Source organism: uncultured Imperialibacter sp. (genome assembly GCF_963974565.1).
GTDB lineage: Bacteria > Bacteroidota > Bacteroidia > Cytophagales > Cyclobacteriaceae > Imperialibacter > Imperialibacter roseus.
In genome coordinates this window covers 62,939-84,910 of record NZ_CAXBCJ010000002.1, presented here as the reverse complement: position 1 = coordinate 84,910, position 21,972 = coordinate 62,939, and the positions used below count along the sequence as shown (strand labels likewise).

Annotated in this window: 21 protein-coding genes; 17 read left to right on the top strand and 4 right to left on the bottom strand. The window is 48.1% G+C overall.

Annotation, left to right across the window (positions count from 1 at the left end; genetic code table 11):
• The first annotated feature begins 226 nt into the window (after positions 1–226).
• From AAC052_RS03195 to AAC052_RS03185, 3 genes are all read left to right on the top strand, one after another.
• Positions 227–1,735 carry a PQQ-binding-like beta-propeller repeat protein gene (locus AAC052_RS03195; protein ID WP_339810887.1) on the top strand — a complete coding sequence of 503 codons (1,509 nt, stop codon included), beginning with the start codon at positions 227–229 and terminating at the stop codon, positions 1,733–1,735.
• A gap of 98 nt (positions 1,736–1,833) precedes the next feature.
• Positions 1,834–2,283 carry a KTSC domain-containing protein gene (locus AAC052_RS03190; protein WP_339810885.1) on the top strand — a complete coding sequence of 150 codons (450 nt, stop codon included), beginning with the start codon at positions 1,834–1,836 and terminating at the stop codon, positions 2,281–2,283.
• A gap of 273 nt (positions 2,284–2,556) precedes the next feature.
• Entirely contained in the window at positions 2,557–3,531 is a 975-nt protein-coding gene (locus tag AAC052_RS03185; protein WP_339810883.1) for a hypothetical protein, read from the top strand.
• A 146-nt stretch (positions 3,532–3,677) separates the two neighbouring features.
• Here AAC052_RS03185 and AAC052_RS03180 read toward each other — a convergent pair whose 3' ends face one another.
• Positions 3,678–4,058, bottom strand: coding sequence for a DoxX family protein (locus AAC052_RS03180; RefSeq protein WP_339810880.1), 381 nt, complete (start codon positions 4,056–4,058; stop codon positions 3,678–3,680).
• A 217-nt stretch (positions 4,059–4,275) separates the two neighbouring features.
• Between AAC052_RS03180 and AAC052_RS03175 the strand changes: the two genes are divergently transcribed.
• The 3 genes from AAC052_RS03175 (at position 4,276) to AAC052_RS03165 (ending at position 6,830) form a co-directional block, all read left to right on the top strand.
• Complete coding sequence (locus AAC052_RS03175) at positions 4,276–4,653, top strand: hypothetical protein (protein WP_339810877.1); 378 nt, start codon at positions 4,276–4,278, stop codon at positions 4,651–4,653.
• A gap of 6 nt (positions 4,654–4,659) precedes the next feature.
• Entirely contained in the window at positions 4,660–5,217 is a 558-nt protein-coding gene (locus tag AAC052_RS03170; protein WP_339810875.1) for a hypothetical protein, read from the top strand.
• Between the two features lie 125 nt (positions 5,218–5,342).
• Positions 5,343–6,830, top strand: coding sequence for a beta-propeller fold lactonase family protein (locus tag AAC052_RS03165; protein WP_339810873.1), 1,488 nt, complete (start codon positions 5,343–5,345; stop codon positions 6,828–6,830).
• A 258-nt stretch (positions 6,831–7,088) separates the two neighbouring features.
• Here the strand turns inward: AAC052_RS03165 and AAC052_RS03160 are convergent, their stop codons facing one another.
• Positions 7,089–8,792 carry a PQQ-dependent sugar dehydrogenase gene (locus AAC052_RS03160; RefSeq protein ID WP_339810871.1) on the bottom strand — a complete coding sequence of 568 codons (1,704 nt, stop codon included), beginning with the start codon at positions 8,790–8,792 and terminating at the stop codon, positions 7,089–7,091.
• A gap of 251 nt (positions 8,793–9,043) precedes the next feature.
• On the opposite strand from AAC052_RS03160, the gene AAC052_RS03155 reads away from it, so the two are divergent.
• The 11 genes from AAC052_RS03155 (at position 9,044) to AAC052_RS03105 (ending at position 19,008) form a co-directional block, all read left to right on the top strand.
• Positions 9,044–10,201, top strand: a complete 1,158-nt coding sequence (locus AAC052_RS03155; RefSeq protein ID WP_339810869.1) for a hypothetical protein — start codon at positions 9,044–9,046, stop codon at positions 10,199–10,201.
• On the top strand, positions 10,201–11,412 hold the full coding sequence (locus AAC052_RS03150; RefSeq protein WP_339810866.1) for a ChbG/HpnK family deacetylase: 1,212 nt from the start codon (positions 10,201–10,203) through the stop codon (positions 11,410–11,412). Before AAC052_RS03155 ends, AAC052_RS03150 begins: the two co-directional genes overlap by 1 nt.
• An 86-nt stretch (positions 11,413–11,498) precedes the next feature.
• Positions 11,499–12,047, top strand: coding sequence for a DUF1353 domain-containing protein (locus tag AAC052_RS03145; protein ID WP_339810863.1), 549 nt, complete (start codon positions 11,499–11,501; stop codon positions 12,045–12,047).
• Between the two features lie 90 nt (positions 12,048–12,137).
• Complete coding sequence (locus AAC052_RS03140) at positions 12,138–13,388, top strand: hypothetical protein (RefSeq protein ID WP_339810862.1); 1,251 nt, start codon at positions 12,138–12,140, stop codon at positions 13,386–13,388.
• Positions 13,389–13,497: 109 nt separating this feature from the next.
• Positions 13,498–14,217 (top strand): DUF5668 domain-containing protein, encoded by a 720-nt coding sequence (locus AAC052_RS03135; RefSeq protein ID WP_317491728.1) that lies wholly within the window; start codon positions 13,498–13,500, stop codon positions 14,215–14,217.
• Between the two features lie 2 nt (positions 14,218–14,219).
• The gene (locus AAC052_RS03130; RefSeq protein WP_339810861.1) at positions 14,220–14,558 is read left to right on the top strand and encodes a DUF4288 domain-containing protein; all 339 of its coding nucleotides are present in this window, start codon (positions 14,220–14,222) and stop codon (positions 14,556–14,558) included.
• A 1-nt stretch (position 14,559) separates the two neighbouring features.
• Positions 14,560–15,600: a histidine kinase gene (locus AAC052_RS03125; protein WP_339810860.1), complete on the top strand. Its 1,041-nt coding sequence runs from the start codon at positions 14,560–14,562 to the stop codon at positions 15,598–15,600.
• Positions 15,597–16,331 carry a response regulator gene (locus tag AAC052_RS03120; protein ID WP_339810858.1) on the top strand — a complete coding sequence of 245 codons (735 nt, stop codon included), beginning with the start codon at positions 15,597–15,599 and terminating at the stop codon, positions 16,329–16,331. Before AAC052_RS03125 ends, AAC052_RS03120 begins: the two co-directional genes overlap by 4 nt.
• A gap of 167 nt (positions 16,332–16,498) precedes the next feature.
• The gene (locus AAC052_RS03115; RefSeq protein ID WP_151996645.1) at positions 16,499–16,705 is read left to right on the top strand and encodes a hypothetical protein; all 207 of its coding nucleotides are present in this window, start codon (positions 16,499–16,501) and stop codon (positions 16,703–16,705) included.
• A 111-nt stretch (positions 16,706–16,816) separates the two neighbouring features.
• Positions 16,817–17,848: an alpha/beta hydrolase-fold protein gene (locus AAC052_RS03110; protein ID WP_339810855.1), complete on the top strand. Its 1,032-nt coding sequence runs from the start codon at positions 16,817–16,819 to the stop codon at positions 17,846–17,848.
• Positions 17,849–18,681: 833 nt separating this feature from the next.
• Entirely contained in the window at positions 18,682–19,008 is a 327-nt protein-coding gene (locus AAC052_RS03105) for a hypothetical protein (protein WP_339810854.1), read from the top strand.
• 30 nt (positions 19,009–19,038) lie between these two features.
• On the opposite strand, the gene AAC052_RS03100 is transcribed toward AAC052_RS03105, so the two are convergent.
• A complete protein-coding gene (locus tag AAC052_RS03100; RefSeq protein ID WP_339810853.1) occupies positions 19,039–20,289 on the bottom strand; it encodes a multidrug effflux MFS transporter in 1,251 nt (416 codons plus the stop codon).
• 170 nt (positions 20,290–20,459) lie between these two features.
• Positions 20,460–21,887 (bottom strand): alpha/beta hydrolase-fold protein, encoded by a 1,428-nt coding sequence (locus AAC052_RS03095; RefSeq protein WP_339810851.1) that lies wholly within the window; start codon positions 21,885–21,887, stop codon positions 20,460–20,462.
• Positions 21,888–21,972: the final 85 nt, after the last annotated feature.

Here is a 21,972-nt window from a genome sequence, read left to right as displayed (position 1 = left end):
TTTTATCACATGCAGGTCAGAGAATATCATATTTTTCCGATCCAAACCAAACACAAGTTAATGTTTATGAAAAGCATATGGTAGTGCTCACCGGGTTTTTTAAGCAAGGATACTACAATAGCGGCTCGGGCTCACATTTCGAAGTTGCCGTCAAGTGGCCAAGACTTTCATTTATTTAGCTTTATGTCCGGTTTTCAATACTTTAGCGACCGAAATAGCGATTACTATGAAATTTTCCCATCAACTGTTGCTCTTGCTTGTTGTGTGCGCTGGCGTGGCAGTTACCTCCTGCAAAAAAAAGAAGACGGAAGTTGCCTGGGTGCAGGACTTCTCTATCATTGGTTCTCAGTCGTCGCCAAGGGCCGCTGACCTTAATCTGGATGGTGTGTTGGATATTGTGATGGGTGCCGGGAAGAACGAATACCAAAAGTCAGAATTTGGCGTGATGGCGCTGGACGGAAAAACAGGTGAGTTGCTTTGGAGACAAGAAACCACTGACCAGGTGTTTGGTTCGGCGACACTCTACGATGTGAACGGTGACCAGGTGCCGGATGTGTTTATTGGTGGGAGGTCGCCCCATTTAAGGGCGCTGGACGGAAAAACAGGTGAGGTTATCTGGGCCTATAATCATGAGTTGTACCATCAGGATTCCATCCTTCAGTATGCCCGTTTCAATTTTTACAATAGTGTGCTGGTGCCTGACCAAAATGGGGACGGGCTCAAGGACTTGCTGATTGTGAATGGCGGAAATTCCAAGGTTGAGCCATTTTCCACCAGCAACCGATTTCCTGGCGTACTAATGCTGATGGATACCAAAACCGGTGAGATTTTGGCAGCGGATACGATGCCTGATGGTAAAGAGTCGTACATGTCGCCTATAGCTTTTCAGCAGCCCGGTAGCAACGACGTTATTATACTATTCGGAACAGGAGGGGAGACGATCTCAGGCAGCCTGTACGCAACTACCCTGGCAGATTTAAAAGGTCGTCAGCTGGCTAAAGCCAAAGTGCTGGGTACAGAAAATGACCACGGTTTCATTGCACCACCTTCTGTGGCTGACATTACTGGTGATGGCTTATATGACATCATAGCTATTTCTCATGCCAGCAGCATATTTGCCATTGACGGGAAAACTGAAAAGCCTATTTGGACAAAAAAGATTGAAGACTCAGAGTCGAGCAATAGCTTTGCTGTGGGCTATTTCACTGACGACGACGTGCCTGACTTTTTCACCTTTGTGAGCAGGGGTGCCTGGCCGGAGAACACCGGATCAGTGCAGGTGATGCTTGATGGCAAAACAGGAGAGATCGCCTACATGGCAGAAATGGGCTGTACTGGTTTCTCTTCGCCCGTGGTTTACGACCTAAACGATGACGGGATTGATGAGGCGATTATCAGCATCAACGAATTCGACTGTGCCGAGGGATTTGTGAACAAGAAATCGAGCGAGATACTTACAAAGCTGGTTGCGATCAATTTTACAGACAAATCAGTCATTCCCATCGATCAGCTCAATGGGTTCAAGAACATTTTCTCAACGCCTTATATCGGAGACATGGACAATGATGGCTACCTCGATATTGTTCATTGCCAGTACTTCAATCCCACCTCTGATCTGATGGTTTTTCTTGGCATGAAGGTCAAGCGAATATCGACGGGTATCGAAATGGGCAACCCTGTAAGATGGGGAGCTTATATGGGCTCCAACGGCGATGGGGTATTCGAAGGAAAGTGAGCGTTTTTCTTGCCTGAATTCATATACGATATTTGCCACGACTTCGCTTTCGACCATTTAAATCTCTAGCTTTGCAGCCGAATTAACAGAGGGCAGCAATGAAACGCATCAATGAATACAGGAAACTGTTTAATGCTGAGGCAGATACAGACCTTAAACAACTAAAAACCACTTACAGGAGCCTGGTGAAAGAGTGGCATCCCGATAAGTTTCAGCAGGATGATGAAAAGGCTACAGAAGCAAAGCAGAAGAGTTTACAAATCATCGACGCTTACCATTTTCTAGTGAGCATTGCTCCTGAAACCAAAGAAGCCAATTTGTCTGAGTACACCACTACCACAACCGAATCCGGCATCGTCGATTTCAAGCTCAAAGGATTGGTACTTGAAGTAACCTTTCTGGATGGTACCACCTATGAGTATTTTGGTGTGACAAAGCACGTGTATCAAGGCCTAATCAATTCAGACAAGCCCTACAGGTTTGGCAAGCGAAATATCTTCAACTCGTTTCTTTACAGAAAGTCAAAAAGGGACTTGGAGCCAGCGTAAATTACTCTGCTCCGAAGTTACGGTGCGGGTTGTTAAGGTGAGCTATTGGGGTGTGTCTTTTTGAAATGGTTGATGAATCATTCGAAAGGTTTTAACCCATGCCTGATCTCTAACTGCAGCGGTAATTTTTTTTCGAAAATTTCTCCCAAGGGTCACATAAGTATTGTTATAGAAAATATCCATATAATTCAATATTTGTCAGGCTGGTATTTGATCGCTAATTTATTGAGCTAAATCAATCAATCAATCAATTAACCCATTATCTACACAGTTATGAGAAAACTAATCACCGCCTTATTAACCGTTGTTTTATTCATTTGGAGTTGCGAGCCAAATGAGAATGTGCCCCAAACCGTTGAGTTCAACCCTACGCTAAAGGACAAGCTAACCAGGGTGGACCCATCATCGGTTGAAAACAGAAACGGCAGAACCGCCGGCATTGAACAATGGATTGCCAGCGTCAATGAAACGATTGCTTCTCAGGGCCTAGCCATACAAAAAATGGAATTTCTTGGGGCTGAGCAGGCTGGAAACACTGTGTTTTTTGCCAACAATGGTAATAAACAACTATCGTCTGACTTCGTGCCGAACGACCCACGCAATGGCACAGGGATTGATGTTCCTTATGTTATAGACGGCACAGAATTAGGCACATCTTCCGGGATGTCTGAATTTGAAACCTATAGTGCAACGGTGGCTGCTATGGAAACCTGGGGCAATGTTACGTGCTCGTCCGGGTTGGAGATTCCGAATTTGGGTGTCGCTTCCTTTGATATAGGCTACGTTCAGTACCTGCTTGGCTTTGGTGGAATTGCGGGGTATTTTCCAGGCACTGTGGTTCATGGAGGTATCCTTCCGGGAGCATTTTTTGATGCAGTTTCGCCTGGCGGAGCGAGTTCAATTTTAGGAGTGACATTTACCTTTGTATGGCTTGACGACCTTGACGCAGACGGAAAATCTGATGTGGCCATCAAAGAAATCTACATTAACGATGTATTCAACTGGCAGGATGCACCCGATGATGTGCTTGGCAATGGCATATATGACCTGGAAACAGTGATTCTTCATGAAGCAGGCCATGCATTGAGCCAGGCCCATTTTGGTAAGGCATTCGCCAGTGGAAATGGAAAGCTGCACTTTGCGCCTGCAGCTCTGATGAACGCCGGATATAGTGTTGCCCGACGAAATATATCGGGAACTGACAATGCCGGCCATTGCAGCAACTGGTCAAATTGGCCAAATAACTAGGATATAGCCATAAAATAAGAATAAAGGCCTCCACCCAGGGGCCTTTATTGTTTTTCACCGGTGTCGTTGGCGCTTGCGGGATAGTGGTATTTCGACTACGGGTAACTTCCTGTGGTTCTACGTTGGAGCGAGCCAGTCGTCAACCGCTAACTTGCCTCTCCAAGCTTTAGTCGCTTGTGGTAATAGAAGTAGGACAATGCCTCAACCCCAAATATCACCACCATCATCAGCATGGCAGGGTCAAAGCCGCCGACGGCAATGCCTGAATAGGTAGCGCCTATGAGGTCGAAAGTCAGTCCGGCATATGCCCATTCTTTGACCCTTGGGAATCCAGGTATAAAAAGGGCAATTACACCAAGTGCTTTGGCCACCCCGAGAAAGGGAATAATATATTCAGGATAGCCCAGCTGGCCTGAGACCATTTCAACAGCATCCGGCACAGAAATAATGTCGGGGATAGCGGAAAACATCATGAAGCCGCCAAACAGACCGGTGAATACCCAATAGAGGATGTTGATCCTTTTCATAATAGTTGGTTTAAGTGATAACACAAAGATAGCGCCTGTTAGCCCAACTGTCGCTGCGTGATAACGCCATTTTAGTGGGGCGTTTGCGGCATGGGGTGCCAGGAATTGAGCTCTTGGTATTCGCTATTTACTCTTGCTTTTGCTACCGCATTCTCTTTTGCTCTAAATTTTCCTATTTTGTTGAGCGGAATTCATGCCAACCTACTTCAACCAAACTATGAAAACCCTTTTTGTCTATTTACTTATAGCTTCGGCCCTTGGGCTGGCCGCACTTAGCTTTTTTCAAAGCAAAAGAATTAAGAACCTCCGGGAGATTCAGAAGAACTACGAGGCTTTGACAGAGAACTTCGCTGAGTTAAGCAAGAACTACAAAAGCACGCTTTTGAAATACCAGGAAATTAAAACGTCACTTGACCAGACCACAATGAGCCTTGACTCCATTAGTCAGCGGCTTGACAGTGTAAACAGGCAAAGTACGCTACTGATTGCCTCTGCACATGCCAATATCGTGGAGATCATTCAGGAGGTGGATACCCTTGAGTTGGACGATGTGGAAACGATAAGAAGTCTCAGAACGCTCCTCAATGAAAAATAATTGGATATGAGATATTTAGCCATCTTGTTTTTCACAGTTAGTTATAGCGTGGAGGGCCTGGCTCAGGTTAAGGTGTTTACGTCGCAGGACACAAAAATGACCTTGTTTCGGGGCGATACAGTGGCCATAGAGGCCGACACTGCTTCTTTGCTGAGCTCCAGTGTGATATATCAGATCAATGAGCTTACCTATAAGTATGAAGCGTTACTTCAAAGATACAATACGAACATTGGTGTAAACAAACGCTTGCTTGCGCAACTCACCACGACCAAGGAATCGCTGGAGAAGCTGCTGGACAATAACACCGAGGGCAACGTTCAAATTGGAGCGTTAAATGAAGTGGTTGCCAGGCTTACGACCCTGTCAGTCAGCCTTAACGATACCAATAAAAACCTCGAAGCAAATACAACCGACCTGGATGCGATGATTCAGGAGTTAAAAGAACAAAACAAGGAGTTGAAGCGGCAGATTAACAGGATGGGCTTAGATAAATTTAAAGACAGGTTGTTGTTTGGCACCATTGGGGCCGCCATATTAAGTGTTGTTTGGTTGGTGGCAGGCTAGATGGGGGTAAACTTACCTTTAACACCAAATTCAAGATAACTCCCCACGATGTGGCAGGCATAATTGACTAAAATCTGGTACTTTAGCACCAACACGTAGCATTGTTTTCACAAACACCCTCCTGAATGAAAAAGATCGCTTTTGTCTTCCTGTGCTGTTTAACAGGTGTCACCTTCGGCAAAGCCCAAAGTACAAACCAATATTTCCTTTTCATAGGCACCTATGCCACTGAGGCCGGCCCCAACGGCATCCATACTTATCTGTTCGATAGTGAAACTGGCACTTTGAGGAAGGTGCAGCCGGTTACCGAACTGGGCAACGCCTCCTTTCTGGCGGTTAACAACGACCAGTCCAATCTTTACGCAGTAAGCGGTTCCAAAGTCAATGCCTACGCTTTGAACCCCGGCACGGGTCAGCTATCATTCCTCAATAGCGTTCCTTCAGCGGGGTCTTGCTACGTGTCAGCCGCTCCCGATGGCAACGCTGTTTTTGTAGGCAACTACGGCGGCGGCAATACGGAAGCTGTTCGCACCAATGCCGATGGATCGTTCGACGAGGCAAGTGTGCAGCTTCTTCAACACCAGGGGAGCAGTGTGAACAAAGAAAGGCAGGAAGCACCCCATGTGCATGCGACGGTACTGTCCCTCGATGGGCGCTACCTGATGGTACCCGACCTGGGAACGGACAGGGTATACCAGTACGAGCTGAGTACCACATCAGGCGAAATACTGAAACCAGCCTCGCAGCCATGGTTGTCGGTGCCCAAAGGTGCCGGGCCGAGGCACCTTGTGTTCCATCCCAATGGCCGATATGCTTACCTGGTATTGGAACTACAGGGAGCCGTGATGGCGCTCGACTATCGGGAAGGCACGCTGAAGGAAAAGCAGACCATCAGTATGGTAGACAAAGGCTTCAAAGGCCGCCTGTCCGGGGCTGATATTCATGTGTCGCCCGATGGAAAGTTCTTGTATGCCTCGAACCGGGGAGACGCCAACGAAATAGCGATTTACTCGATTGATCAGAAGGGAAAACTCACAAGAATAGGCCGTCAACCGGTAATGGGTAAAACGCCCAGGAATTTCGCTATCGACCCGACAGGCCGGTTTCTGTTGGTAGCCAATCAGGATACGAATGAGGTGATTGTTTTCCAGCGGAACCAGACAACGGGCCTTTTGACGCCGACGGGAGAAAGCATACCGGTCGATAAACCCGTTTGTCTCAAGTTCGCTCCGGTGCAACAAGGGCCTGAAGAAAAGCTGGTGGCTGAGGCTGTGGAACGTTTCCGCCAGACCATGACTGATCCTGACAGCGACGTGCTGGCTTCCCTTGTCAGCGACGACCTGGAGTATGTGCACTCAAGCGGCACCGTCAGAGACAAGCAAGGCTTTATTGATGAATTCGTGAAGCGCTGGACCAACTTTAGTAAAGTGGACATACTGAATCAGACGATCAAAATATCCGGCGACAATGCTATTGTGAGGCACAGACTGGTGGCCGACGCCAACAACCCTGGCTATCCTTCAAAGGTCGACATTATCATTTTGATGGTATGGAGAAAGGAGGGCGGTAAGTGGAAAATGCTGGCCAGGCAGGCCGCCAAAATACCTGAATAGCCGTTTGATAGCATTGAAGGAAGTCTTATTATTGAAACCCTCCAAGGGTTATCTTTGAATCGATCTCCATTTCTGGGGATTGTCGGGTAAAAAAAAGTAAATAGTTCATGCGAGCCGGTAATAAAAAAACAAAAGGTCCAAGCCTATCCCGGCCGGGCGGGACGCATTGAACCAGTTTTGTTTTTTTATCATTAGTCGACTAAGTATTCTCCTCTATGTACCAATCTGCTTGACCCTTCGCTTTTAGCTAGCCTCCCGTCAGTAGGCCTTGACGATCTTCCAGATCCTTCCGTCGACCTTGGTTATGACATACATCGCTTTTTCGACACGGTCGTAGCCAATGCGCAAATGCTGACGCCGAATGCCTGTCAGCTCCTGCATGGTCGTTTCCGTTCCGTTTTTGGCAACCGAGAGTTGGTAAATGGTTGAATCGCTGAGCTGTGGATTGATATTGACGAAGAACAGCTTGCCGTTTACAATGTCGCCAAACACATACTTGTCTTTAAGCGCCGCTAAGTTTCCCTCGTACACATAGCCGCCGCTGATGGCATTGCCCGTTTCATGGTCGTATTGGGCAAATGGGCCTTTGTAAAGCGCCTTGTCTGTGGCGCTGAGCACGTAAACTGCTTTGAGATTCTTTATGGTATTGATGCCGTAGTTGCCTTCCCGCACCGGCCAGCCGTAGTCGCCGCCAGCCACTACTATATTCAGCTCTTCGATATTCGCCTCGCCTATGTCGGTGACGAACATCCTGTGGTCATTGGCTTCATCCCATGCCAAACGGTGGGGGTTACGGAAGCCGTAGGCATATATTTCCCTGACCACGCCATCGCCGGTATCCTGTGAGAAAGGGTTGCTTGCTGGTATCCCGTATCTACCGTTGTTGCTGTTGCTGCCAACGGGATCAATCCTCATAATGCTCCCCAGAAACGATTGAGGGTGATGGCCAAGCTCGGGGTGGTGGATGTTGTTGGAGCCACCGTCGCCATAGCCAAAGTAGAGCAGGCCATAGTCGGGGTGGGTTTTTTCCAACCCAGGAGTGAAGCCAACGTCCTGCATGCCATGGGCAAAGGTAGGGGCATGCACCCGCAGTAATTCTCTGTAGGTTCCTGAGAAAACTGTGTCCGTCGGATTGTTGGCCTTCCACTCACCAACGATCCACTGCGCCACCGACCGAAGTGTGTCGGAAATGACGTAGTCGGCTGGCTGGCCCTTATAAGCTTCGGCATGGCTAATATAGAGCAGACCGTTGTTTCGAAAATGCGGGTGAAAATCGAAGCTGCCAAGGCCGGTGGCGATACCGGGGCCACTTTGGAAGTCGGGAAGCTCGTTTCTGAGATCCATAAATACGGTCGCCTTTCTATCTTTGATGCGATAGATCACGCCGTGCTGGTCGCTGGCAAACATAGCACCATCGCCAATGGGAGAGGAGCGCAGCGTGACCACGCCGAGGTCGGAAGATTCACCCAAAGCTGGTAGCTGAACGACCTCTTCCAGTTCTATGCTGATATCTGACGGTTGAGGTGCACTTACCAGCTGCCCTGACAGTCCCGCTTCTTTGCTTTGTTGCGTCACATCCAAAGGGGGAATATCGAACAGCTCAGTCTGCTGCTTGAGGTAGGCCACAATAGCGCTGATATCGTCTTCGGGCAACCATTCAAAAGGCGGCATTACTAGCTTGTACTTTTGCTTTAACAGTGAAAATCTAATATCCTGTGAGTCAATGTATTTTGATGGGTTCTTAATGAAGTCAATAAGCTGTGGCTCTGCCACCACCGAAGTCACACCTCCAAGCGGCGGGCCTATGCCGTCATCCTGTAGTCCGTGGCACGACATGCAGTGTTTGGTAAACAAGTCCTTGCCTTTGCTCAGGGTGCCCTCATCAGGTTGTGAGTTACAGCTAATAATGGCGAGGGCGAAACCAATGGGGAGTGCCAGGGTAAGCAGCAGACGTTTAGACATAGAGTGAAGATAGCAATCGTCTTCCAAATATATTGTCAAGTGCTCAACTCGCCTTGCAAAATGTTACATAAGGCCCTGGTAAGCTGGCTGCCATTGAAACCACATTTTTTTAGACTATTTCACTGAATAGTGAATAAAACAATTGATAATGACATGATTGTTAGGTTGTTACCATCAAAATACCGATAAATAGGGATTGCATGGGTGTGAAAATTTGCTGAAATTCATTGTCTTATCAACCACCTACTGCAATGACCGGACTAGTCGTGCTCGATGTCTTCATCAGCCTGATATTCATTTTTTTGTTGTACAGCCTTTTTGCTACCACCATTGTGGAGTCTGTCACTTCTTCGTTTGGTTCCAGGGGCAAAAACCTTCTCGCAGGTATTGACAGGATGCTTTCGGATGATGGAAACACCAATAGGTTCAACTACACTTTTCTCAATCTTTTTATTGCTTTTCCTGGCAACGGCTTCACGGAAGCCTTCTACAAGCATCCGTCTATCAAATTTCTGGCACAGAAGGGCTTGGTTAGCCTGGCAACCAGCAGGCCTTCTTACATTGCACCCGAGAGGTTCAGTGCTGCCATAATCGACCTGTTGAGAAGTGGCGATTACGACGACGAAGGAGAAAACATCAGTGCCTCGCTCGGCATCATTCCCCGGTTTGATCTGAAAGAATTGCAAGACCGGATCGATCAGCTCGAAAGCGATATCAGTCAGTTTGACGCCAAAAAGGATTTGTTTGAATTCGAGGCCTTTTCTGAGGAGTTGGCCTACCTCAAAGGCGACCTCCAAAAAAAAGCCAATCGCAGTAGCGCCGAAATTCTCAAACCCTTTACCATCGATAAAGAAACTAACTACCAGCTGAAGTCGCTTTGGTACGATGCCGCCAATGACATTGACAAATTCAAGGTATTGATAGAGAAATGGTACAACGAGCAAATGGATCGCATTATCGGCTGGTATAAGCGTAAGGTGACTTTCGTGACCTTCCTGATAGGACTCGGCCTGGCAATTGCATTTAAAGTCGACACGATTCAAATTGCGTCGGACCTGTCGAAGAACGAAGACATGCGGGCGATGTTTGTGGCAGGGGCAACTGAGTTCCTGGCGCAGCATCCCGACGGTGTCGATGCGGAGGCTTTTACTAAGCAGAAGCAGTACATGGACTCCGTAAAAAGCGAAATTGCTAAATACAATGCTGTGTTGAGCAGCCAAAAAGAAGAAACCGACACATGGCCCGGATTTGGATACCTCATTACAGCCTTCGCTATTTCGTTGGGTGGCCCCTTTTGGTTCGACCTGCTGAATAAGCTGGTGAAAATCCGAAGCTCTCTACAAATGCCCGTGGCGGCGAGGGAAGAACCCAGGAAGGCAGATGCGGTGGAAGTTAAAGCAGTTGGGTAATGGAAAAGCTCAAAGGAACCGTTACTCACCTGGTGAATGTAAGGCTGGATAGGCCGACCGTCAGGGCAAAAAGAGCGCCTGCCTTGCCCGTCGGAACCGTGGTAGAGGTTTCTCATGCCATCAGAGGCGAGATGTACAAGGAAATCGACATTTGGTACGTGCTAGCCAACCAAACCTTTGTGTGGAGCGGCGCTGTCAACGCCAATTCCGAAGTGCCATTTATAGAGAAAAAACTAATTGTCACTGCCGATGATATTGGTGTGGTGGACGATATTGATATGGGTGCTAAAGTAGCGCTAAGGTATGGTAGGATCAACTCCATCGCCGTATTCGTTAACCGACCTGGAGATACCAAAGGCGATTACCTCAAAGCTTGGCACGACTTCCTGTGCAGCTATGAACGGGTGGGTGACAGCCGTAAGCTGTACGAAACCACCCATGTGGGGCTACATTTCACCATCACATCGGGCGAACCCGTATCAACCGGGGATGTAAGCAACCTGCTCAATGGCAAATATTTCCGCAAATACACCGACTTCGATACGGACTACGAGCGGGAGGCTTTTGTTGAACAGATCAAGGCTGAACTCGATGCGCAGTACGAGAAATTCAAGGCGGTGTTCAAGCGCAAACCTGATCATTTGACGTCCCATCATGATATACTGACGTTCAACAAGCCTCTTTTCCGGCATATGCAGGAGTGGTCACAGAAAAACGACGTTCCTCTCAGAACGCACAAATTCCTGCCCTCGTCGAAGAGGTTTTGGTACGACACACTGGTCATTACCGATATTGATCTGCCTTCGATTGACAAAATGAATGAATGGGAGGAAGAATTTGGCTCGAAAGTGGAAGGCCCGCAGCACACCATTGTGGATCACTATGGGCCGCTACCGCCTTTTGCAGTGATTAACTACCTGAGCCAGGTAAAAAAGAAACAAGAGAAGCTAACGGAATGGTTGTATGATTTTCTGGTCAGCAAAGACACAAAAAGAGAGATCGTTATCCACCTCATTAAAACCACTCTAAGACGACAGAGAGACCTGGTGAAGCGCTTTAAAGACCTGGAGGGTTCCTACCCTGGCATCAATATCAAGCAATTCGATGGTAGGGTAGCGGAGTACCTGTCGCTGGAAAAGGGCAGTCCATGGAAGTCGGATCCTTGTCTGGAGCTAAGTCCTGTGGTTGTGAGATCTGTTTCGACAGCATAGACAAGCTGCTGATAGCTGGAAGTACTGATAATTTGGTATTGCAGGCAGGCCAGAAGCAGGAATATTAATCATTTAACCTAACAGCCATGGCAGAACGATTTATAGGTACTGTAAAAACAATTTGGAGCGCAAATCACAGGGACATGAAGCTGCTGGAGCCTTTCGGGTATGTTGACCCGGCAGGAAAGGAGTGGAGCGTGCCTGCGGGCAGCTTTTTGAATGGAGCGACCATCCCGGTTGCTTTTTGGAGCATCATTGGGTCGCCTTATGTAGGGGCCTTTCGTCGGGCATCGGTTGTGCATGACTATTTTGTAGGCGAGGGTGCGAACCCCGATGTTAGTTCCACCGATAGAAAGAAGGCCGACAAAATGTTTTTTCAAGCCTGCAAGTTTGACGGTTGTACTAATCGGGAGGCGTCTGTTTTATACATGGGGGTAAGGGTTGGTGCATGGTATGCAGGTCAGTTTCCTTCCAAAAAGAGGGCAATTTTTAAACCCAGAGTTACTAACATGATGAAGAGCTCCACCGACATTTTGCTAAAAAATAAGTTTGACCGGTTGTTTTTTAACCTTGAAGATAAGCTGGATACAATTGGTGTAGATGAACTGGAAAGTAAAGTGGACGCCCTCATGTAGACGGCCTTTTCGGTTCAGCAGAAAAGCCGGTGAGCAGTAGATATAGTTTTTTTAATAAGTTATATTCATACTAACCATCCTTTATTTTTTATGAATTTCAATAGACAAGAACCAGCCTTCATGCGCTGGACAATGGTTCTGCTCATTGGTATTCTCTGCCAGCAAAGTGCATGGGGACAGGAGAGGAAGATTGATCGGGAGAAGCTTGGTAAGATATTCAAGAGTAATTCCACACAATTAAGGGAAGCAACGTTTCAGCAGGAGCAGGCCATTCCTGAGATCAATATTGTTGAAAATGATGAGATTACCCTGCGGCAAAACCAACTGAAAGCTGTTCGCTTTGGTGACAAAGTGGAAGTAGCTGGGGCGGAAGCCAGGGAGGTGCTCCAGCAGCAGGAAACACGCCCGGTTTTCACGACCGGTGATACAACGATATCGCCGGAGCAGCTAATACCAGAAGTGTTTGTGTTGCCTGGGCAAACAGAAAGCCAGGACATCAGATACTACATCTTTTTTACCTCAGCGCTTCCGCTCCAGTATGATTTTTCGGAAAACGCCTTCCTGGGCAATATTAACTTCATTTTGCTGCCTGAGTCGGGCAGTGGTCACCTATCCACGATTGATCCCGTGTTTATTGAGCCAGCATCTCTTGAAATTGGAGGCATCACTCCAGGCTGGATAGAGATTGACCACCTCAACCTGCCGTCGTCCAGTATAAAACTCATCGCCACCGACCATTTAAAGGACTCGGCTGAGTTGAGGCTCCGTACCCGATTAAACCCCGAAGGCTATATTACCAAAGTGGGAGTGAAGTCGCCACTTACTATCAAAGCAAGGAAAAAGTTCGCCCAAGGATATGGTATACAAGAGGTGCCGGTTGAGGTAATACTGAAAGGCATAGGCAGTGGCAGCGCAGAGATCAGGTTCTTGTTTGAAGAAGGAGCAGGCACATTGTCAGAAGAAAGCTTTGTCCTAAATAACAACGAAACAAAGACTGTCTACATTCGATCCCAGGGTGATGGGCCAGTGAAGCTGGCTGCCTTTTCCACAGGCTTCAGCTCCAACCCAGAACGCTTTCAGTACGACTTTCCTTACACCTTTCTCCTTTTCACACTCATAGGTGGGCTCATTGGAGCCAGCGTTAAATACCTCAAAAGCGACAGCAAATTTTCCTGGAAATCGTTCAGTGGCGGTGTGCTGGTAGGTTTGCTGGCCGTTGGGCTTTGGTATGTGCTGGGCATCAGTATCCTAAGCATCTCCCTCGACGACGTGTACAACGAAGGCTCAGTGCTCCTGATAAGTGCCGTTGGTGCCTGGGGCGTGGGGTTGAAGTGGGGGTGACTTCGTTTACCGACGCTAATCCCTTGTTCACCGACTTCTCTCCGGTCGTGGCCGTTTTGCTGTAGCCAGGGTCATTTTTCTGCCGTTACTTTCAGAAAAACTTAATCAAATGGATACACGAAACACTTCTCCGGAAAACGCCCAAAGGGCTTCACCTAAATCTAATCGCCCGCTTGCGGGAGTCATTCTGATAGTCATAGGCTCGGTGCTATTGGCCAGGCAAATGCATCTCGATGTGCCCCGCTGGATCTTCTCATGGGAAATGATCCTGATCGGCGTAGGATTGTTCATTGGTGCACGCAGGTCGTTTCAGCCTGGTGGATGGATAGTGCCTATTGTCATTGGAACCATCTTTCTTGTTCAGGATGAACTACTGGGTTATGAATATCGCCATGTTTTCTGGCCTGTCATCATTATAGGCGCTGGTCTCTATATGATCCTGAGACCAAAACAAAACCGGTGGGAGAGAGGACTTACTACGGAAAACTCTTCCGATGACTTTATCGACTCATCTGTGCTTTTCGGAGGTGTGAAAAAAAAAATAATCACTAAGAACTTTCAGGGAGGAAGAATTGACAACATTTTTGGTGGCACCGACCTGGACCTGATGCAAGCCGATTTCCAGGGTACCATCGTGATGGATTTCAGTGTCGCTTTCGGTGGCGTTAAGCTGATAGTACCGCCTCATTGGAATATCAGGAACGAGGCCACGGCCATTTTGGGAGGCATCGACGACAAGCGACCAATAGTGCAGGCCGATGACAACAGCAAAGTCCTGATATTGAAGGGCACAGTGATGTTCGGTGGACTGGATATTAAGAGCTACTAGTGATGGAATGGTACTTGTCAAAAATCGTCTTTGAGATTTGCGCAGGAGATCGGCCGCAGTTTGATGAAACGCTGCGGCTGATACAAGCCAATAGTGATGAAGAGGCTTTTCAGAAAGCACGAATGCTTGGCCGTAGTGAAGAAGATACTTTTGCCAACGTGCGTAATCAAACAGTGAAGTGGAAGTTCATCGACGTTTGCGATGTGATTCCGGTCGACGAATTAAAAGATGGAGTTGAATTATTTTCGCAAATTCACGAACCGGAAGAAAGCACCGCCTATGTTCATTATGTACATCAAAAGGCGGCATTGCTCCAGCTGATGCATAACCCTGTGTTGTAACATGACCAAACCACTCGTTTCCCACACCACCATCGCCCTGAGCTACCTGGCCTGGTGGATGCTTTGGATGGCCGTTCAAACCTACGCTATGCTGCATGCTGGCTTTGACTGGGAAACGGCACTGACGGATGCTTCCATCACTCAATTGATCTATGCTGTGGCAGGTTACACCATGAACACCTCCATGCAGGCTTATCAACCGGGCAGAAGGACGGCAATATTTGTGCTTATGCGAGCAATTGTGTTAAGCGTTATTTGCCTTTTCGCTCAACAATTCATCCTTGAACAGGTCAATGCCAAAACCCCTGGCTATGAAGCGTTTCTTGGGAATACGCTGGCGGTTCGGGGTACGGTTGGCTTACTCATGATGATGCTGGTGGCGATACTTACCTGGTTTTGGGTGTATGTTACTGAAAGGACAGAAACAGAACAACGGAAAGAGGATGCCATGAAGCTTTCCCGTGAGGCAGAACTCAGCCAGCTTCGCCAGCAATTGCAGCCCCACTTTCTGTTCAACAGCCTCAATTCTATCAGCGCACTGGTAGTCACACGCCCCGAGGAAGCCCGCAGCATGATTCAGCAACTGTCAGACTTTCTGCGTGGAACGGTAAAAAAAGAAGACGGTAAGCTGGTGAAGCTGGAAGAAGAGATGAAGCATTTACAGCTTTACCTCGATATCGAGAAAGTGAGGTTTGGTCATAGGCTACGAGTAGAAATTTTAAAAAATGATGATTGCATGGCCCACAAACTCCCTTCGCTGCTGTTGCAGCCTATAGTGGAGAACGCCATTAAATTCGGGCTGTATGACACGGTAGGAGAAATCACCGTTTCCGTGAAGGCCGCCATGGAGGGCACCATGCTGCAAATTGAAATAAAGAACCCTTTCGATCCTGAAACGTCAGTCACTGCCAGAGGAACTGGCTTTGGATTGTCGTCGGTAAAACGCAGACTGTACCTGCTTTATCATAGAAACGATTTGCTTCTCACCTCACAGCAGGGAGGAGAATTTACCACCACTATCAGAATTCCTCCATCGATATGATCAAAGTGATACTAATAGATGACGAGCCGCTGGCCCGCACCATGGTAAAAGAATACCTCAGCGCTTATGCCGACATTGCCATTGTTCACGAATGCAACGACGGGTTTGAAGGCGTAAAAGCGATTGCGCAACATAAGCCTGACCTTATTTTTCTCGACATTCAGATGCCAAAAATCAATGGCTTTGAAATGCTTGAGCTGGTAGAGAACCCTCCAGCGGTCATTTTCACCACTGCCTTCGACGAGTATGCCATTCAGGCTTTTGAACAACATGCCCTGGATTACCTGCTCAAGCCCTTCAGCAAAGAGCGCCTCGACAAGGCTATTCAAAAATGGAGAGGCCATCAGGGAGGTGCACAGCAGGGCACCAAAGAACTGCTCGAAAATACCTCGTTGCCCGAAGAGCGGCTGCGCATTGTGGTTAAGAAAGGCAGTAACATTGTGATTCTTCCCATTCAGACCGTGCATTATCTGGAAGCGTACGACGACTATGTGAAAATCCACACGAAAGAGGGTTTTTACCTGAAAAAGAAGACCATGGGTCATTTCGAAAAAGTGCTTGATCCTAAGCAGTTTGTGCGCATTCATCGCTCTTACCTGATGAACCTCCAGGAGCTCACCCGCATTGAGCCTGCAGAAAAAGACAGCCATCTGGCGCTTTTAAGAAGTGGTACCCGCATTCCGCTGAGCCAGAGTGGTTACGCCAAGTTGAAGGAGGTGCTGGGGATTTGAGGTGTGGAGGGCGATAGGGCAATTCAAAAACCAGATCTACCTGCGACTGCAAAAGAAATTAATGTGATTGTGTATATTCGGTAGGTCAATTTGCTTGAATTGCTGTTAGTCAAAACGATCAAAGCCTGATAAAGACTCAACCAGTACACAAACCAGAAACATTTACCATGCCTAAACACAGCGTAAAACTCAATTTGCCTTCCACTGAGATTGGAAGTTCCGACGTAATCATTGATGTGACTCAGGACGGTGGCAAGCTAGGTACCTTAAAAATATCAAAAGGAGGACTTGACTGGACACCAAGGTATGCGAAAATCATTTCTCTCAACTGGACACAATTTGACAAACTCCTTCAGGACAATACAAAGAAATAACGAAAGAAAGCCACCGCTGAATAGAAATGCCAGTGTTGCAATTCTTTGTGCCAAAGCCTAACTTCATTCGGGGCTGCGCCTGTGCACCCCGATCATTAAACACTACCTACCATGCATTTTAAATCATTTCTCCCGCTGGCCATTGGCTGCTGGTTGTTTACCTATACTGTAGCAGCACAGTCAAATAGCGAAAATGGCAATGGCAACTTTGTCGTTGGTCCCGACTATACAATTGACCCGGCACTCACCGACCTCGGCAACCCCAAAGGAAAGTACTTCGAGTTTTCCATGCGTTTGGCCGATAGCAAGATTTTTCCAGGTACAGACGCAACGCTTGACCCAAAGAAGCCAGTAAGAGAAACTCGGCAGATCTTTGTGTATGTGCCCGCTGCCTATAAAAATGGCACGAAAGCACCGATACTTGTTACCCTGGATGGCCCAAGTCGATTAGACCTGGTGCGCAACGCTCTGGACAACCTCACCATTTCAACAGATGCGACTCGCAAATTGCCCGCCTTCATTACCATCGCCGTGCAGAACGGGGGAGATGATGCCAAAGGCAGCGAGAGGGGCCTTGAGTACGATACTATGTCAGATCGCTTTGCCCGCTTTATCAACGATGAGGTGCTGCCAGCTGTGCTCAGCAACCAGGCCATCAAAGCGGCCTATCCCAACATCGCCTTTACTGCTGACCCCTGGGGAAAAGCCGTGATGGGTTGCAGCTCTGGCGGTGCTGCTGCACTGACCATGGGCTGGTTCAGGCCAGACCTTTTCAGGCGACTGATCACTTATTCTGGCACCTTCGTCGATCAGCAGGACGATGATGCAGCCGAAGAGGCCACCTATCCGCTAGGGGCCTGGGAGTACCATTCTGGCATGAAGCTCATCGAAACTACGGACAAGAAACCGCTCCGCATTTTTACCCATGTCTCGGAATTCGACCTGCGCTATGACGACGCCGAGGAGACCTACCACAACTGGGTAATGGCCAATAACCGCACTGCCGACGCCCTCAAAATCAGAGGCTACGACTACCGCTATGTTTTCAGCAAAGCCACCAAGCACTGCGACACCAAAGTGTATGAGTTGACCCTGGCTAATACGCTGGTTTGGATGTGGAAGGGGTACGAAGGGGGTAAGTAAGTAAGTGGGAAATAGTAAGCAGTGATCGGTGTGGGTGCTGGCGTCGGTACGGCGACTGGGTATGAGGGATGGGCTGTCAGACGCCCGGGTTATGAGTGGGAAGGTAAAGCGTAGTTAGTAGGAAAGTAGTGAGGGCCTTATTGTTCTTTTGAATTTTATATGTCACGCAAAGGCGCAGGTTGGCTGAAGCAAACCGCAAAGTTCTCGATATGGCATACTTAGGGCCTTAGTGCCTTTGTGGCCAAAAGAAAGAGTTTATTCGAAAGGTCACCAAAGTACTCATACAAAGGCGCAAGTTTGCCAGAGCAAACCGCAAAGGTTGTAGATGTGCCGTACCTACGGCACTCGCAGTAAGCCCGATTTTAGTGAGCCGGTGTTACCGGCATATCGTCCCTACGGGACTGGGCGCACAAGGCTTTTCTCGTTCTGCTAGTCAGCTAATCAACTCTTCTCTGTGGTAGCGCAGAGATGGTGAGATAGTCACGCAAAGGCGCAGGTTGGCTGAAGCAAACCGCAAAGTTCTCGATATGGCATACTTAGGGCCTTAGTGCCTTTGTGGCCAAAAGAAAGAGTTTATTCGAAAGGTCACCAAAGTACTCATACAAAGGCGCAAGTTTGCCAGAGCAAACCGCAAAGTTTTAATACGCTATGCTTCGAGCCTTAGTGCCTTTGTGGCCAAAAGGAAAAGAAAGACACACAGGGCAATATTTCGAATCCCTCTAAATACTCAATCAAGTTTACTTCGCCAAACGCATCTTATACGGTACCGCCGTCAATACCTGCATAGTTTTTGCTGTTTATTCAGTGGCATTAAAACTTTAAACCATACAACCATGAACAATTCCAAAGTTGACAACTACACAAAATTTGTACTGACAGTAATAGCCCTCTGTTTAACTGTGATGACGCTTGAGCAGGTAGACCTTTTTCCAAAGGCATATGCGGGAGAATCGACCAGTCCAGCAATGATATCAGGTACAAATTATGGTCTCGTCCCTCTCAATGAAGACGGAAGCATCACGATGAAAATAAGTGCAAGTGATGAATTGGATGTAAATATTGTGGGAATAGATACCAGCGACGAGCTGGATGTAAATATTGACGAGCTAGGAGGTAGCTATGTGTCGAGCGGCGGGCCAATACCGGTAAAAATCAAATGAGCAACTTACTCCAGCAAGCTCATCCTCTGGCTACAACGTACCAATCATATCCACTTCTTCCTGCTCCACCTCTTTGAGGGTAGCCTTGTGCTTGATGATGTTTCTCCCCAGGTGGAAAATGCTCAGTGACGACAAAGCGCAGCAGGCCATTACGCCCGCCATGGGCAGGGGAGTGGGGTCGTTGAAAACACTCACCAGCACCGAAGCACCTGCCCCAATGGCCATTTGAATGGCCCCCATCAGCGCCGATGCATTGCCTGCATTGGTGTGGAAAGGCGCCATGGAGAGGGCTGAGGAATTGGGGAAGATAAAGCCCTGGCAGCATAAAAAGATAAAAACAAGGGTGGTAACACTGTAGAAGTCCGCCAGGCCAAGCAAACTCAGAGCCACCAATCCCACTCCAGCGGCGGCCTGAAAAGACAGTCCCACGCCAATGATCTGTTCACTGGAGTATTTCTTTAGCATGAGGTTGTTCAGCTGCGTGGAGCCTATTAACCCCATGGCAATAACAGCGAACACCCAGCTAAACTGACCTTCCGTTAGCTGAAATACCTCCATATACACATGAGGCGAGCCGCTAACGTAGGCATACAAGCCAGCTGCGGCTACTGCGCCCGTAAGGGCGAATGTAGTGAACTGGGTATGTCGGAATACGCTGGCAAAGTTTCGCAGGATAGGCCTGGGCATCAGCGAAAAGGAAGGATCGGGCTTTTTGCTCTCCGGCAGCAACCAGTAGATACCCACCAGAACGCCGATGGCCACAACAACAAGCGCAACAAAGACATAACGCCAGCCAAACACTGAAGTAATGAGGCCACCGGCTGTTGGTGCAATAATAGGGGAGACCGCCACCACCAGCATCAGCGACGAAAATATCTTGGCATTCTCTTTCACTTCAAACAAGTCACGCACCATAGCACGGGCAGCCACCATTCCCACACAGCCGCCCAATGCCTGAAAAAACCTGCCGACAATCAATACCTCTACCGAACCAGCCATCGCACAACCAACGGAAGCCACCAGATACAGGCTCAGTCCGAAGTAGAGGGGGTTTTTGCGGCCAAACCTCTCCAGCAGAGGGCCGTATAGTAATTGCCCGGCCGAAATACCTACGAAGAAGCTGGACAGCGATAGCATCACCTGATCCACGCTGGTGTTCAGGCCTTTGGCAATACCCGAAAAAGCTGGCAGGTACATGTCCACCGAAAAGGGGCCAATGGCGGTAAGAAGCCCCAGAATGAATATCAACGAAAGTTTACTTTTGGGACGGTGGTTGGTCATGCAGCAGTTGGGTCGAACCTTGGGGCTTCACGAGGCTCTTTGATGCCAAAGGTAGGCATGGAAATCCATTCCTGGTAAGGTTTATCCAACAACAGTTTATATGTCTGAACAATCTACTATGGGCAGGACTTATTGATCAACTTCATCAAGATTGTTTGGGTGCCACGGGGCTATTCTTTTTTTTGCGCAAACATCCAGGCCATCAAACCAGGAGTTTCCCTTACCTGCTTCCAGATGTCGTGGCCACGGTCGGGATACTCAGTGTAGCGAGGGGAACCACCAGCATTCTTCACCGCCTGAATGATGTGCTGAGAGCCGGATACAGGCACATTGACATCAGTTCGGCCATGGAATGCCCAAACAGGGACGTCAACAATTTCTTTCGCAAAGTCAGGATCACCCTCACCAGATACTGGGATGGCGGCAGCAAACATTTCGGGCCGTGTACTGATAAAGTGCCAGGTGCCATAGCCGCCAAGCGAACTCCCCATAACGTAGCGCCTCTTTTCGTCGATGTCAAATTCCTTTTCCAGCGCTGCCATGGCTTCAAATACCAGCGAGTCGATAGCCTTATAGGCAGGTATACCTCCCCAGCTATGCATGGGAGGGCATTGGGGGACGAAAAGAAATGCCTGGTACTTTTCCCTGTTGGTATAGTCAGAAAGCATTTGCGCTGCCAATGATCCATCGAACTGTCTGGTGTTGTCCGTTCCCCATCCAGCGCCACCATGCAAGCAAACGACCATCGGATATTTCTTCCCCGGCTCGTAATCGAGAGGTTTCAGAAACCTGTACTGCAACGTTTCGCCTTTGCTGCTGGTGTAGGAGCGAAATTCGTAAGGATTTGCCATTTTTCTGGCAGCCGGGGTGGCGTGAGTGTTATAGTAGCCTTGCCTGACTATCATGAACCCAAAAAGCAAGATGAAAAACACCCCCATAAAACTGAAGAAAGCATATATGTCTGCGATTGATTTCCTGCTCTCTGTGCTTACCTGTTCTTCTTTCAGCAGGCTGCGCTCGCCCATAAATTGCCTGATGAACAATGCCCAAACCAGCCCTCCGGCAATTGTTGTCCATTCCGCCAGCTTTTGGACAAAGATACCAGTGGAAGATTTGTTGCCCGAAAGTAATATCCAGGTGAGGGAAATGAGTAAGATCACGTTCACTATGCCCAACCCGAGGCCGACGGTCTTGAGCAAGGGCTTCTTTCGGGCATCAGAAGTCAAAAGACCTGCTGCGTGAACAAGACCAGCAAAAAGCAGCAGATAAAGAACTGGGTTATAAAAATCCTGTAATTGCCTGGCTCGTAATATGGCTGTTAAGACAATCACTTGTAGTAACACCATGATGCTGGATGCAATAGTGCCGAAGAAAGCCAGCCGGTACTGATTTTGGTGATAGTATTTCAAGAGGAACAGGGAGGGAAGCAGGTAAATCGCACACGTAACAAGCAGCCAGCTACCAAACGACGGCAGCCAGAACATTTGGTAGCCCACCCACATTTGAACAACTGTTTGGAGTGTGTTAGCGACAATGTATAGGCCAATAAGAAAGCTTCCAAAAAAATAGAAATCTCGGTTGATGGGAAAAGCTTTCATGGTGGTAAGTGTTTAATGGCCAGTGAATTCAATGAAATATACGAAAGATAACGGTAATGTTTCGTTCAAATTATGTTCACTCAAC

Bases quoted from the DNA above. Each gene is read 5' to 3' on its own strand.
- AAC052_RS03135 (WP_317491728.1), top strand. From the start codon at position 13,498: ATGGATACACGAAACACTTCTCCGGAAAACGCCCAAAGGGCTTCACCT.
- AAC052_RS03160 (WP_339810871.1), bottom strand. From the start codon at position 8,792: ATGTCTAAACGTCTGCTGCTTACCCTGGCACTCCCCATTGGTTTCGCC.
- AAC052_RS03185 (WP_339810883.1), top strand. From the start codon at position 2,557: ATGAGAAAACTAATCACCGCCTTATTAACCGTTGTTTTATTCATTTGG.
- AAC052_RS03120 (WP_339810858.1), top strand. From the start codon at position 15,597: ATGATCAAAGTGATACTAATAGATGACGAGCCGCTGGCCCGCACCATG.
- AAC052_RS03195 (WP_339810887.1), top strand. From the start codon at position 227: ATGAAATTTTCCCATCAACTGTTGCTCTTGCTTGTTGTGTGCGCTGGC.
- AAC052_RS03140 (WP_339810862.1), top strand. From the start codon at position 12,138: ATGAATTTCAATAGACAAGAACCAGCCTTCATGCGCTGGACAATGGTT.
- AAC052_RS03110 (WP_339810855.1), top strand. From the start codon at position 16,817: ATGCATTTTAAATCATTTCTCCCGCTGGCCATTGGCTGCTGGTTGTTT.
- AAC052_RS03180 (WP_339810880.1), bottom strand. From the start codon at position 4,058: ATGAAAAGGATCAACATCCTCTATTGGGTATTCACCGGTCTGTTTGGC.
- AAC052_RS03105 (WP_339810854.1), top strand. From the start codon at position 18,682: ATGAACAATTCCAAAGTTGACAACTACACAAAATTTGTACTGACAGTA.
- AAC052_RS03165 (WP_339810873.1), top strand. From the start codon at position 5,343: ATGAAAAAGATCGCTTTTGTCTTCCTGTGCTGTTTAACAGGTGTCACC.
- AAC052_RS03115 (WP_151996645.1), top strand. From the start codon at position 16,499: ATGCCTAAACACAGCGTAAAACTCAATTTGCCTTCCACTGAGATTGGA.
- AAC052_RS03150 (WP_339810866.1), top strand. From the start codon at position 10,201: ATGGAAAAGCTCAAAGGAACCGTTACTCACCTGGTGAATGTAAGGCTG.
- AAC052_RS03155 (WP_339810869.1), top strand. From the start codon at position 9,044: ATGACCGGACTAGTCGTGCTCGATGTCTTCATCAGCCTGATATTCATT.
- AAC052_RS03175 (WP_339810877.1), top strand. From the start codon at position 4,276: ATGAAAACCCTTTTTGTCTATTTACTTATAGCTTCGGCCCTTGGGCTG.
- AAC052_RS03095 (WP_339810851.1), bottom strand. From the start codon at position 21,887: ATGAAAGCTTTTCCCATCAACCGAGATTTCTATTTTTTTGGAAGCTTT.
- AAC052_RS03170 (WP_339810875.1), top strand. From the start codon at position 4,660: ATGAGATATTTAGCCATCTTGTTTTTCACAGTTAGTTATAGCGTGGAG.
- AAC052_RS03100 (WP_339810853.1), bottom strand. From the start codon at position 20,289: ATGACCAACCACCGTCCCAAAAGTAAACTTTCGTTGATATTCATTCTG.
- AAC052_RS03125 (WP_339810860.1), top strand. From the start codon at position 14,560: ATGACCAAACCACTCGTTTCCCACACCACCATCGCCCTGAGCTACCTG.
- AAC052_RS03190 (WP_339810885.1), top strand. From the start codon at position 1,834: ATGAAACGCATCAATGAATACAGGAAACTGTTTAATGCTGAGGCAGAT.
- AAC052_RS03130 (WP_339810861.1), top strand. From the start codon at position 14,220: ATGGAATGGTACTTGTCAAAAATCGTCTTTGAGATTTGCGCAGGAGAT.
- AAC052_RS03145 (WP_339810863.1), top strand. From the start codon at position 11,499: ATGGCAGAACGATTTATAGGTACTGTAAAAACAATTTGGAGCGCAAAT.